Source organism: Burkholderia sp. WSM2230, from assembly GCF_000472445.1.
Classification (GTDB): Bacteria; Pseudomonadota; Gammaproteobacteria; order Burkholderiales; family Burkholderiaceae; genus Paraburkholderia.
This window is the reverse complement of record NZ_AXAJ01000004.1, coordinates 120,999-134,140: the sequence shown is the minus strand read 5'-3', so window position 1 is coordinate 134,140 and position 13,142 is coordinate 120,999. Positions and strand designations below refer to the sequence as shown.

Sequence of the window (13,142 nt, the reverse complement as noted above, 5' to 3'; positions counted from 1 at the left end):
GTTTGTCAGACCGTCAGTCAGACGCGGTCAGCCGCGGCTCATGCCTCGGCGCGCTCGGCTTCGTCGTTGAGCGCCCTGTCGAAAAAGCGTTGCTTCGCCTCGTCTGTAGCACGGGCATAGGCGCGATTCACGCCGCTGATTACCGCGCGAATCGACGCCGTTACCAGATTGGCGTCGATACCCACGCCGAACGCGCTGCCGGTCACGTCCGCGCCTGCCATTTCGGCGACAGCCACCGCGCGGGCATCCGCGCCTTGCGTCAACGCGCGCTCTTCGTAGTGCTGGATGCGCACCGGCACGTCCAGCGCGTGCATGAGGGCGTCGAGCGGACCGTTGCCTTCGCCGTGCAACACGCGGCGCGCGCCGTCGATATCGACGGTCAGCTTGATGCGCTCGCGTCCGTCCTGCTCGGACAGGCTGTGGCCGACGTAATGAACCGGCGCCGTGGTGCGCACATATTCCTGCTGGAACAACTCCCAGATCTGCGATGACGTGACTTCCTGTCCGCTCGTATCGGTGAAGCGCTGCACGGCCGAGCTGAAATCCACCTGCAAGCGGCGCGGCAACACGACGCCGTAGCTCTGCTCGAGCAGATAAGCGATGCCGCCCTTGCCCGACTGGCTGTTCACGCGAATCACGGAGTCGTATGTGCGGCCGAGGTCGTTGGGATCGATCGGCATGTAGGGCACTTCCCACAGCGCGTCCGGCTTCTGCACGGCAAAGCCTTTCTTGATCGCGTCCTGATGTGAGCCGGAGAACGCCGTGAACACCAGATCGCCGACATACGGGTGACGCGGATGCACCGGCAACTGCGTGCATTCCTCGGCCGTGCGCGCGACTTCGTTGATGTTCGAGAAATCGAGCTCGGGGTCGACGCCCTGCGTGTACAGATTCAACGCCAGCGTCACGAGGTCCACGTTGCCCGTACGTTCGCCGTTGCCGAACAGGCACCCTTCGATGCGGTCCGCGCCGGCCATCACGGCAAGTTCCGCAGCGGCCACGGCCGTGCCGCGGTCGTTGTGCGGATGCACGGAAACGATCAGCGAATCGCGGCGCGCGAGATTGCGATGCATCCATTCGATCTGGTCGGCGTACACATTCGGCGTGGCCATTTCGACGGTGGCCGGCAAGTTGACGATGGCCTTGTGCTCGGGCGTCGGTTGCCAGATGTCGAACACGGCGTCGCAGACTTCCTTCGCGAATTCAAGTTCGGTGCCGCTGAACACTTCCGGGCTGTATTGCAGCGTGAAGTGCGTTTCCGGCGTGGCATCGGCAAGACGCTTCATCGTGCGCGCGGCTTTTTGCGCGAGTTCCTTGACGCCGTTCTGATCGAGGCCGAACACGATCTTGCGGAATTCCGGCGCCGTTGCGTTGTACAGATGGACGATCGCGCGCGGCGCACCGCGCAACGATTCGAAGGTGCGTTCGATCAGGTCGTCGCGAGCCTGGGTCAACACTTCGATCGTGACGTCGTCGGGAATGTGGCCACCCTCGATCAACTCGCGCACGAAATTGAAATCGGTCTGCGATGCCGACGGAAACGCCACTTCGATTTCCTTGAAGCCGATCTGCACAAGCGTCTTGAACATGCGCATTTTGCGCTCGCTGTTCATCGGCTCGAAGAGGGCCTGGTTGCCGTCGCGCAGGTCGGTGCTCATCCAGATTGGCGCGCGCGTGATGGTGCGCGACGGCCACTGGCGGTCCGTCAAATTGATGGGCTTGAACGAGCGGTACTTCGTTGCGGGGTTTTTCAACATTTTCATCATCCGTAGATTCGACAAGTGGGTAGTCGACCGGACGACAAAAACGCAAAGCAGGGCCGCCGGTCGGAAACCGGGGCTGGGTCAGTTACTGGGGAATTATGCGGTGCTTCAGGTGATTCAGTTGGAAGCGCGCAGCAGCAGACCTAGCCCGGTAGAGCGGGCTAGTAGTAGCGATAGGGTGGTCTGGGCGCGGTACATAGTGCGCAATAGGAACATATTATCGAGACGGCGTCAAGCGCGGGCCATCACGCCCGCCCAGGCTACAATTCGCGACGGTTTGACAAACGGAACGTCAATGAAGACTCGGATTCTCACTCTCGCGTGCGTCTCGACCGCTGCGGCACTGCTCGCGGCCTGCACCGCTGTCTACAGGAACTCGGACGCGTGCGAGCAGTTGATGCGCAGCAAGCTGGCGGAGACATCGGCCGATACGCTGAAGATCGGCCATACCGGCGCTGGTATCGACGGTTCGCGTGTGGTGGTGGAGGGGGCGATCGAACATGTGATGACGGCGTCGGAAGCTGCGGCGGCGCGCGCTGCTTCAGGGGTCGCGGCTGGAATAAAGCCCGGAGCAACGACCGGTTCCGGTGCCACCGCTTCGAGTCAGAGGAACGCTGCATCTTCCCCTTCGGCCTCAGCGGCTTCCGAAGCGCAAGCGCTTGCACCGAGGTCGGACAAGCCGAAAAAGGTCGTTCAAGCGGCAGCCGCCGAATGCACGTTCCATGGCCGGGTTCTGGGCACGTTTAGCTGGCTTGCGCCGGCCAGGCTGGCAGCGCCTTCCGACTCGGACGCGAGCGAAGCAGACGAGTAAGGCTTCCCGAACGACACGCTTGCTGGCGTGCCTGCCGAGGGCACGCGTGAACGGTGCCGCCATGGCCATGCCATGACGAAAACAGATTTCGCGCACGCCAGCATCAGTCGGACACGAGGCGACTAACGCCGCGCAAATCGCGCACGACTGCTCCGCCACGCAGGAAGCGCCAACCACGCTGCTCTCAACTCGTCACCTCAACCTCACGCCCGCTCCGCGCTTTTTTCAGCAAGGCAAGGACGCTTTCCGCAAACGCTTCGGGCCGGCCTTCAAAGCAACGCTCCACCGCGCGCGTATCGACCAACCGCTGCCGCAACGCTATGCGTTCGTCGTGCCCGTCGATCATCCGGACGGCTGCGGCAACATAGCTCTCGGTGTCCTCCGTCGTTGTCCACGGCGGCATGCCCACGCGCTGGAAGAGTGCGCCGTCGATACGCTCGAACACTTCGCGCCCGCGCATGCATACGCCGGGCAGACCGAGCGTGAGCGCGTCCACGATGCCATTCGTATTGCCGAACGGAAAAGGGCTGAGGAACAGATCCGAGCCATTGACCCGTTCCAGGTAGCTCGCATACTGATGGAACCCATGCACGACCGAGCCCGGCAACGCGCGGCCGATAACCTCGCGCATATGATCCAGCGGCAGGCCGGGGTGCACGCCGCTCATGAAATGAAACTCGACGGGCGTTCTGGCGCGCGCCCCGATCTCGCGGCATGCATCGAGAAATGCGGGGTTGAGCTTCATCGCGCTCGCGGTAATGACCACCTGAAGTGTGGTGCGCGCCGGAGCGATACTCGGGACGATGGCCGGCAGCGCAACGGAAGGCCGGTACGGCTGCCCGTCTTTCGGCAGCTTCATCACGCGCTCGCTGAAGCAGGTGGGATCGCCGACATAGTCCTCCTCGACGCTGACGTAGTCGATCTTGTCCGAATGCGTGGTAGCCGGATGCCCGAGCCCCGCAATCTGCAGCGGCGCGACGCGCAGGTTCGACATGAAGATGGTCATCACGAACATGCCGACGCTCGGCATATACAGCACGTCGGGCTTTTCCCGCTCGGCGAAGTCGCGAATAGTGCGCAGACATTCGCCGATGTAGTCCGGCTTCTCGAGCTCGATGTAACGGTCGAAAACCGCTCGCCCTATGTCGTCGATCGCATAGCCGAAGCCGAAGGCCACCACTTCGAAATGCTCGCGCGCGGCCTCTAGCGTGCGCGAGTGCGTCCGGTAGATAGAATGCGCACCGCCGAACCATTCAAGCACGACCAGCATTAACGGTTTCTTGCGCGGTGTCGCCTTTGTTTTTGAATTCGCCTTCGCCTTCACCACGCGAGACGCAGGCGGCGCCGCCGGCAGGTCGGTCAAACCGAGTTGCGCGAGCTTGCGCCGCACCAGCACGTTGATGTCGCGCTTGATCTCATGCCGGCGAGGCGACTGTGCGTAGCTGCAGAACATGTAGGCGTTATGCAGCAAGGCCGTGGGCAGGTCGTCGAGATCTTCGATCTGTTGCAGCTTGCCGGGCAGCCATTCGATCAACGCCTCACGCTTGACGTGCGCGTTGGCCGAGCCCTTGAAAACGGGCGCGAGAAGAACGAGTGCGAGGCAGGCCGCCAGCACTTTGTCGTACGCCCATAGCGCGGCAAAGTCGAGTTCGAGCTCGGACTCTGTCGAATAGAGCACGCAGAGCTTCTCGACAAAGCTGTCGCCCGCGAGAAACTGCCGGTCTTGCGCTCCGCGCGGGTTGAGGTGGCACGCGACATGGTCCGCATCGCCGAACGGCGTGGCGGAGAACAGCAAGCCGACCCATTCATGCAGCGTCAAAAAGAGCCTGAAGCATTCGGCGGGCGGCCTGAATCCGGGATCGGCAAACAGGGTGGAAGCCGCGCTGGCGAGCCGCGTGCAGAAGCGCCTGTGTTGCTCCGCGGGCGTGAGGCCGGTCATGCCCGACGCGAGGAAGCTCTCGTCGAGCAGGCCGCGCTTGTGCTGCAGCAGCGCGAGCGCGCAGAGCAACTGGATGGTTGCGCGGTTATGCTGCCGCGTATAAACCAGTTGCTCGAAATCGTCGAGGGAAAAGGTGGCTTCTTGCATTGGGTGATGGTTGGTAGTTATGCATGACTAACTATTTTCCTGAAGCGTTAGCCGCGAACGGCTATTATCGCAGCCACCCAATATCGAATTTATGCCGTCCGTCAGTTTGTGAATTTTCGGCACGTCAAATGCGGTCTTGCCTTCAGAAGGCGTAGTACGGACCCGGTCCCGCGGACGTTACGCGCGACGCGATCGCCGTGTACACGCGCCGGCCGAAAAAGAACGGCAGGCCCCAGCCGAAACTGCTCGCGGCCGGGCCCGCGAGATTGTCGAAAGCATTGTTTTCCGACGCAAAAAGCACGCGCGAATTGCCGACGGCGTATGTCACCGTGTTCGAAGCGCCGTTGGTTCCGGTGATCGTCGCGCTCGCTGTTTGCGTCGAAGCCGGGCAGTACCAGTAGCCGCACTGCGGCAGTTGCGTGTCGCGATAGAAGAGACCGTTCGAGCCCGTGTCCAGATAGCTTTGCGTATAGAGCTGGCCGTTCTGCGTCGTGCTGACGTAACCCGTTTGCGGACTGCCTTTGAGCACGCCCACGCTGCCGAGCGTGTTGTTCGCTTGCGTGTCGATGCCGAAGATCATCGAACCCGACACGCTGACCGCGCCGCTGTCAGGGATCGCCGGCAGGTCGATCACCACGCCGTTGTTGTCGAGCGCGAAGCGGCTGACGGGATTGACCACCTGCTGCGCGAGCGGCTGCGCGCTTGGCAGGCAGGCGCCGCTCGCGTCGCAGCTGTAGTACCAGCGGGGCAGTGCGGCGTTCGCGCAGGCGCCGCCGCAGTCGGCTGCGAACACTCCGACGCCGAGAATGCCGTTTGCTCGCAAGGTGTCGAGCGTGAGCATCGACGGGCCGGAGCCGGCGCAGTCCGAGGGCACCGAGGGCACGGAAGGGTCCGCGATCAGCTGGATCGGGATCGCCGCGGCCAGTTGTCCGGCCATGCGCACGTCGGCGCTGCGCACGGCGCCCCAGGCGTAGCCGCCGCCGAATACCGCGCATTCGCCCGACACGCCGCCGCCCGAGGGCACTGCGGCGAGCGACAGGCTTGTCGGCAGCGCCGAGGCGAGAATGCGCAGGCCGTGCGAGCCCGTGTCGACCTGAATGTTGTCGATGGTCGCGCACTTGTCGGTGCCCGGCTGGCACAGCGTGACGCTCGTCGTCAGCATGTTGCGCGTGAGATGCGGCGCGGTGTGTACGACGATCGGCTGGACGTTCGGTGTATTCGATTGAGCGACGCTCGTGCTGGCCGGCGCGGAAGAGGCGAGCGGCGCGGAGGCCGCGGGCGCGCTGGCCGCGCCGCTGGGCGCGCTCGCGCCGGTAGCGGCGGTCGGAGCGCTGCCGCCACCGCCTGCGCCGCCGCAAGCAGCGAGGGCGGCGCAAACAAGGAGCAGGGCGCAAAGAGGGCGGTTCGGTTTCATGGCGTCAGGGTGCGATAGTTCTTCTGGCTGTTCGGGGTATGCGAGGTATGCGGCACAGGCGCCTTGTCGGCGCGCGGCGCGCGGCGCTGACGCCGGAGCTTCGGGTGCGGCGCGTGTTCAGGCCGTCCGCGACATGCATCGGCCCGCGTGCGGACGACTGTCAGCGGAGGTCGTCGGCCGTCACGCCCGGCGGCAACGCGGCGGGCAGCCACGCGCGGCCCGCGTAGCCGCGCATCGGTCCGCCGGATTCGACGATCACGTCGGGCCGGGCGACGCGCGATGCGTGCAGGTTGCCGTGCGACGCCGCAGCCGCGGCGCCCGCCCGGTAAGAGCCGGCGTACCTGCCGAGCAGCGCGGCCAGGTCCGGCATGGTGGGCCCTTGCCAGGTGTACGCGACAATCTCGCCGCTGCTCGTCCCGTACTCGTTGATGGTGGTGTTGCCCGCATCGGTCGAGGTGCGCACGCGCAGCGCGCCGTTCAACAGGTTTTGCGGCGCGCCGGCGCCTGGTTTTGGCACCATCACAGCGCCGAGTTGCGCACAAGCATTGGCGCTGCTGCACAGCGTCGCGACAGCGATTGCGGAGGCGGCCAGAAGGCGAGAAGGATCGATTTGTGGCATGACGGTGTCTCCTGCGTAGGACGCCCACGTCTGACTGGGAGGGCGTTTTGAAGATAACACTCGTGCTTGCTAACCACGCCTGGCGCCAATCTCACGGCCTCGCGTCATCTCAAAAACGGCCACCGTCGAATTCGGAAAGAGTCTTTGAAAACAATGTTCTGACAGCCGATTGGCGCACATCTGACGCCTCATTCGGAATAGTTGTCGATTGTTAAAAGTGGCCGGTGCAGGAACCCCCGTCGGACGGGGCAAACCCCAGTTTTTGCACAGGGCCCGCCGGGATCGGTAAAATGTTGGGTTGATCCACGGAAACTTGCCGTGGCGTAGCGGAAGGATTCCCCGAACATGACTGATCTTCGTCTTACCAAGCGGTTTGCAGTAATGCTGATGGCAGGCGGGCTGGTCGCCGGCTGCGGCACGTCGTCGCCGACCAAGGTCGACTACAAGAGCGACTCGAAATCGAAGCAGGTGTCACTCGCTGTCCCGCCGAATCTGATCGACGAGACGCCCGATCAGCGTTCCTTGCCCCCGCAGGGCGGCGAAACCTCGTTGTCCACGCTGCGTCAGGTGCAGGCTCAGGCGCCGGCGGCCAACACGCTTTCCGTCGTGCCGCCCGTGAGCGGCATGCATATCCAGCGCGACGGCACGGAAAGCTGGCTGGTGATCGACAGCAAGACGCCGGCACAGGCCTGGCCGCAAATCCGCCGCTTCTGGCAGGAGCAGGGTTTCCTGCTGGTCGTCGATCAACGCGACAAGGGCGTGATGGAGACCGACTGGAACGAAACCCACGCGCAGATCAACGACGGCCTGATTCGCAGCACGCTGTCGAAGGCAATGGGCAACAGCTACGTCACGTCGGAGCGCAACAAGTACCGCACGCGCCTCGAACCGGCGCCGAACGGCGGCACGTACGTGTTCGTCAGCCAGAAGGGCATGCGCGAAGCGTTGACCGGCACGAACAACGACTCGAGCACGTGGCAGCCGAAGCCGAACGATCCGGGCCTCGAGCAGGAATACCTGAAGCGCCTGATGGCGGCGCTTGCACTCGCCGATTCGCGCGCGAATTCCGGCGGCGCGCAGAACGCGGCGCTGTCGCCCGCGGGCGCCCAGGCGGCGCCTGGTGCCGCGACCACTGGCGCGAAGTCGGCGGCTGCGGCCACGGCCGCGCAGAACGTCGTGCTGGCGGCGCAGCAGCCCGCGCGCGATCCGGATTCGGCAGGCGGCTCGGCGCAGCTATCGTCGAACGAGCTGACGCTTGGCGAACCGTATGACCGCGCGTGGCTGCGGGTGGGCCTCGCGCTCGACCGCAGCAACTTCACCGTCGACGACCGCGATCTGACGCGCGGCCTGTACTTCGTGCGCTATGTCGACCCGAAGGACATGTCGTCTGCTGAGCAGGGTTTCTGGAGCCAGGTGTTCCACGGCAAGAAGGAGAAGGTCGCGAGGCAGTACCGCGTGAACGTGCGCGCGCTGACGCCGGACCAGACGCGCGTGGCCGTGGTCGACGACAAGGGCGGTATCGACGAAAGCCCGCAGGCAAGGCAGATTCTGACTTTGATGGCCGACCAGTTGCACTGAAGCGCGCCGGCTGGTAAGCCGGCAGCAGACAGTCTGAGAACCCGCCCGAAACATGAATGTTCCGGGCGGGTTTTTTCATGGTCTCCGCGCTGCACATCGGCTGGCGTCCCGTGCACATGTCTTGCTTGTCATGAGCATGCCGGCGCGAACCGGCATTCGACGGAGATCGCCATGTTCGACGTGATTCCTTACTGGATGTGGGCGGTGAGCTTGTTCGTTCTCGCGCTCGTGTGCGGCGCGGCTTTGAATCCACGCGAACCGCGCCAGCCGCGATCGGTGCGGGCCCGGCATATGAGCGCGCTGCGCTCGAAGTGGCCGATGCGTTGAATCCGCGCCCTCGCTGTTGCTCTGCCGCCGTCCCCCGTGGCCAGGCGGCCGGCAAAGCGCATCTCCCAACACGCCCCTGCTGCCTGACGTCACGTTACTGCCCTGACGTTACCCCGGTGACGTAACTTTTCCGAACCTCGCGGCGGCCTGCCGCGCGCGTCGTCACGCAATTCAAATTCCGCGCCAAATCAACGCGTTGCGGCATTTTTCTGCGGCTTCGTCATAACTGGCATGCATGGTGCTTTCAGATTGATGGGGCCGGATTGCCGTGGTCCGACGCAAGCGCGCTTTCTTCAGCACGTTGCTTCAACCAGTGGGAGCGTCGGTCATGAAGCCGATGCTCAGCCCGATGACGGCCGCGCGTTCGACGCGCAGGCCTTGGTGGCCCCGTCGCCTATCCTCGTAGGGCGACGGTTTTTGCCCGCACTCCGGTGGAGTGCGGGCTATTTTTCGCGCTGGCCGGCACAAAACTCATCAAGTATCCGCGTGCCGCGTGCCGAACCACGGCAAACGCTTGATGACGCCCGTCGCCAAAGCCGTACCCACCAGAATCACGGCGCAGCCTTCGAGCATGCCGGCCGACACGCCTTCGCCAAGAAACAGCGCGCCCCAAAGAATGCCGAAGATCGGGATCACGAACGTCACCGTGATTGCGCGCGCCGGGCCTGCCACGGCAATCAGGTGGAAGAACAGCATGTAGGCGATGCCCGTGCACGCCACGCCGAGCGCGAGCACCGCGCCCCATGCATGCAGCGAGACCGGTGCGCTCGGCCAGTAGATCACGGCGAGCGGCAGGAGCACGATGGTCGCGCCGGTCATGGTGCCGGCCGCGACGGTCAGTGCATCGACGCCGGTCAGGTAACGTTTCGTGTAATTGGCAGCGATGCCGTACAGCAGCGTTGCACCGAGCGCCGCGCCGGCGGCCAGCGCGGTGCTCAACGGCGTGGCGGCCGAGCCGCTCGGCGCGGCGATCTGATCCCACACCAGCATCAGCACGCCGAGAAAACCGATCGCGAGGCCGAGCGTGCGCAGGCCGCTCAGCCGATCGCGCAGCCAGACGAACGCGACCAGGCCGCCCCACAGCGGCGTGGTCGCGTTGATCACAGAGGTTACGCCCGCGGAAAGCGTCAACTCCGCATAAGCGAAGAGGCAAAACGGCGCGGCCGAATTCAGAATGCCGACTACGAGCAACGGCAGGGCTCGCGTGCGCAGAATAGTCGCGGACTGTTGCAACGGACGTCGCGCCAGCAGCACGATGATGAGGAAAAGCGCACCGATGCCGACGCGCAGCGCCATCAGCGGAGCAACGCCGAAGTCGGTCACGCCGACGCGGATGAACAGAAACGACGCGCCCCATAGGGCCGCGAGGATCAGCAACTGGAAAAGATTTTTGGCATTCATTATGGTGGCGTCGCGCGCGGTTGAGTCGAGACGCCTGCGCATCGTAACAGCGCGGTAGCCCAAAACGTTTCACGTTCGAATGAAACGGCAAGTATCGGGAGAAGACGTCTGACAGACGTGATCGTAAGCGTCGTCGGCTGACGTGCAAAGCGAGCAATTCTCACGCTGATGTGAGAAAAATTGCGATCAATCACGGATGAAAGACGAAGCGGCGCGGCGCGCGCCGTGTATGGAAGCGAAGGTTGATGACACCGCGTGAAGCAGTGACCGGTGAACCGCTGAAGCAATGAACCACTGAAGCAACGAACCGCTGAAGCAATGAACCGCTGAAGCGACGAACCGCGCCTGCGCCATCAGGCTGACGCGCAAAGCGGGCATAGCAACGCGTGGCGTGGCCGAGCCGCAAGCCAGCCACGCGCATCACAGCCGCTCAACCTTCAATGCGGAATCATCCCCTGCAGCACGTTCTGCTGCAGCCAGACAAGAATGCCGAGCAGCACCGTCAACAGAATCGAGTGCTTGAAGGTTCTCGCGAACACCACGCCTTCCTTGCCTTTGAGGTCGGTCGTCGCCACGCCCGTGGAGATGTTTTGCGGCGAGATCATCTTGCCCATCACACCGCCTGACGAATTGGTCGCCGCCATGAGCACCGGGTTGAGATTCAACTGATTAGCCGCGACCACCTGCAGATTGCCGAACAGGGCGTTGCCCGACGTGTCGCTGCCTGACAGGAATACCGCGACCCAGCCGAGGAATGCCGACACCAACGGGAAGAACGGTCCGACCGACGCAACGCCGAGCCCGAGCGTATAAGTAAGCCCCGAGTAATTCATCAGATACGCGAGTCCGACGATGGTGGCGACCGTCAGAATCGCAATGCGCGTCTGCACCCACGTATCGGCGATGGCCGCGCCGAATTCGCGCGCGCTGAGCTTGACCACGAGACTCGTGATGATGGCCGCGACCAGAATCGCCGTGCCCGTCGCGAGCGGCTGGAAGTCCCAGATCGCGCCGTAGGGCGTGTTGTACAACGTGATGAACACGGCCTTGTCGAGCCCCGGCCACGGAATTTTCACATCGCCGATCAGAAAAATCTTTGCCACGGTCCAGACGATCACGACCACGGACACGATGATCCACGGATACCAGCCCTGGCCGCCGCCGATCTTGCCGCGCACCTCGCCGACACGATCGATGTCGACCGCGAACGCCGGGTCGGCGGCGGGCTTCCACACGCGCAGAAACGCGATGGTGACGATGAGCGAAACCAGCGACGACAACACGTCGGTCAGACTGTAGTTGACATAGTTCGACGCGACGAACTGCGTAAGCGCGAAGCTCGCGCCCGACACCAGCAACACCGGCCAGATGCGCAGCATGTTGCGAAAGCCGGCATACACGGCGATCACATAGAAGGGCAGCAGCAGCGCGAAGAACGGCAGCTGGCGGCCGACCATTTTCGCGAGCGAATCGGCGGGCAGATGCGTGACCGCGCCGAGCACCGTGATCGGCACGCCGAGTGCGCCGAATGCCACCGGCGCGGTGTTGAAGATCAGCGTGAAAGTGAGCGCCTCGAGCGTCGGAAAACCGAGCAGGATCAGCAGCGAACTGGTGATCGCGACCGGCGTGCCGAAGCCCGAAATGCCCTCGAGCAGCGCGCCGAACGAAAAACCGACCACCACCAGCACGACGCGCCGGTCGTTCGGCAGATTGTCGATCATCCACATGCGAAACGCGGCGAAGCGGCCGGAGCGCTGCGCGATGTTGTACAGCAGGATCGCGGTGAACACGATCCACATGACGGGCCAGCACGCGAACACGACCCCGGCCGCGACCGAGTCTAGCGCGAGCCTCACCGGAAACTTCCATCCGGCGATGGCGACGATCAGACCGACGACGAGCCCCGCGAGCGACGCCTGCCACGCGGGCCGGCGCGCCCAGCCGAGCAGCACCAGCACGACGATGATAGGCAGCGCCGCGACAAGAAACGACGCAAGCAGGGAATTGCCGACGGGGGTGAGTAGTTGATGAAACATCACGTCTCCTTCGTTGTTGTTCGAAATCGACGCGGAATTGCCAATGACGGGACGCGTCGCTGGTGCAGGACGGATGAGCGCCGCCGATCGACGAAACACCGGCGGCTCGCTTTTAAACGCTTACTGTGTGTGGCCTAACCAAGAATAGAGCGCGGGGCTCGCGCGTCAAGAAGGGAAACTACGGGAGGAGCGAAGGCGCACGGCGGGGAAGGGCGACTGACATGGGGAGCAGCGCCGGGGGACAGGCCTCGAGAAGCCGCTTTCGACAAACCGGGCTCGAGAAATTGGCGTTAGAAACCGGCTTCAAGAAACCGGCTCAACAAACCCCCTCAAGAAACCGGCCTCAAGAAACCGGCCTCGAGAAACGCGCCTCAAGAAACCCGCCTCAAGAAACCCCCCTCAAGAAACCCGCCTCAAGAAACCCGCCTCAAGAAACCCGCTTCGCCCAACGCCGCTCAATGATGCCGGCCCCGCCCGCCACCGCCCCACGACCAGCCGAAGCCGATGGACACCGCCGGGCCATACCAGCCCGGATAGCCATAGCCGTACCACGCCGGATAAACCGGCGGCGGATAGTACGCGGGGTAAGCCGGCGCTACATACACCGGCGGCTGTGCGACCACATACGCCGGCGGTGAAGTATCCGGTCCTGGCTGCGCCTGCTGACCTTGTTGCACCGGTGCGGACTGCGACGACTGCGGCGCGGACTGCTGCCCGCCAGACGAGTCATCTATCGTGCCGAGCGGCACTTCGCGCTGGGTGGCGCTGGCCGGCACGGTCGCGTAATAGGCCGGGTAGGCGGAAGGGTAGTAAGCCGGATAGTAGCCGTACGGGTAATAGCAGCCCGACAGCAGCAGCGCGCCCGCCGCGCCGCTCAGCGCGAGCCGGCCGTGGCCGACAGATCGCACTGAGCGAATGCGCGGCAGGCGCATATGAATGGCAAGAAGAGAATCGATGACGCGGGACTTCATGGCGCGCTCCAGTTGCAGACAACGCGGCCGACGCCCTCGTCGGCACGTTATCGCACGAGCTTACGCCCATGAGGCGGGACGAACATTGCAAAACAGTAACGGTGCATTGCGTCTTGTTGCAGCCGCGCGTGGCGGC

The 13,142-nt window shown here is 63.9% G+C and carries 10 protein-coding genes; 3 read left to right on the top strand and 7 right to left on the bottom strand.

Going from position 1 to position 13,142, the window contains the following annotated elements:
• Positions 1-38: 38 nt before the first annotated feature.
• Positions 39-1,757, bottom strand: a complete 1,719-nt coding sequence (gene leuA / locus A3AC_RS0110790) for a 2-isopropylmalate synthase (RefSeq protein WP_025598834.1) — start codon at positions 1,755-1,757, stop codon at positions 39-41.
• A gap of 301 nt (positions 1,758-2,058) precedes the next feature.
• Here leuA and A3AC_RS0110785 point away from each other — a divergent pair, with 301 nt between their 5' ends.
• Positions 2,059-2,574 carry a hypothetical protein gene (locus tag A3AC_RS0110785; RefSeq protein WP_025598833.1) on the top strand — a complete coding sequence of 172 codons (516 nt, stop codon included), beginning with the start codon at positions 2,059-2,061 and terminating at the stop codon, positions 2,572-2,574.
• 184 nt (positions 2,575-2,758) lie between these two features.
• On the opposite strand, the gene A3AC_RS0110780 is transcribed toward A3AC_RS0110785, so the two are convergent.
• The 3 genes from A3AC_RS0110780 to A3AC_RS0110770 form a co-directional block, all read right to left on the bottom strand.
• The gene (locus tag A3AC_RS0110780) at positions 2,759-4,660 is read right to left on the bottom strand and encodes a hypothetical protein (protein ID WP_025598832.1); all 1,902 of its coding nucleotides are present in this window, start codon (positions 4,658-4,660) and stop codon (positions 2,759-2,761) included.
• A gap of 142 nt (positions 4,661-4,802) precedes the next feature.
• Positions 4,803-6,074, bottom strand: coding sequence for a DUF3443 domain-containing protein (locus A3AC_RS0110775; RefSeq protein ID WP_025598831.1), 1,272 nt, complete (start codon positions 6,072-6,074; stop codon positions 4,803-4,805).
• Positions 6,075-6,234: 160 nt separating this feature from the next.
• Positions 6,235-6,693 (bottom strand): DUF2844 domain-containing protein, encoded by a 459-nt coding sequence (locus A3AC_RS0110770; RefSeq protein ID WP_025598829.1) that lies wholly within the window; start codon positions 6,691-6,693, stop codon positions 6,235-6,237.
• A gap of 345 nt (positions 6,694-7,038) precedes the next feature.
• On the opposite strand from A3AC_RS0110770, the gene bamC reads away from it, so the two are divergent.
• Together bamC and A3AC_RS30655 are read left to right on the top strand one after the other, a co-directional pair.
• Positions 7,039-8,271, top strand: coding sequence for an outer membrane protein assembly factor BamC (gene bamC, locus A3AC_RS0110765; RefSeq protein ID WP_025598828.1), 1,233 nt, complete (start codon positions 7,039-7,041; stop codon positions 8,269-8,271).
• Positions 8,272-8,442: 171 nt separating this feature from the next.
• Entirely contained in the window at positions 8,443-8,598 is a 156-nt protein-coding gene (locus A3AC_RS30655) for a hypothetical protein (RefSeq protein WP_198017985.1), read from the top strand.
• Between the two features lie 474 nt (positions 8,599-9,072).
• Here the strand turns inward: A3AC_RS30655 and A3AC_RS0110755 are convergent, their stop codons facing one another.
• The 3 genes from A3AC_RS0110755 to A3AC_RS0110745 form a co-directional block, all read right to left on the bottom strand.
• Positions 9,073-9,999, bottom strand: a complete 927-nt coding sequence (locus A3AC_RS0110755; RefSeq protein WP_035475022.1) for a DMT family transporter — start codon at positions 9,997-9,999, stop codon at positions 9,073-9,075.
• A gap of 437 nt (positions 10,000-10,436) precedes the next feature.
• The gene (locus A3AC_RS0110750) at positions 10,437-12,035 is read right to left on the bottom strand and encodes an L-lactate permease (RefSeq protein ID WP_025598825.1); all 1,599 of its coding nucleotides are present in this window, start codon (positions 12,033-12,035) and stop codon (positions 10,437-10,439) included.
• A gap of 455 nt (positions 12,036-12,490) precedes the next feature.
• Positions 12,491-13,006 (bottom strand): hypothetical protein, encoded by a 516-nt coding sequence (locus tag A3AC_RS0110745; RefSeq protein ID WP_025598824.1) that lies wholly within the window; start codon positions 13,004-13,006, stop codon positions 12,491-12,493.
• Positions 13,007-13,142 lie beyond the last annotated feature (136 nt).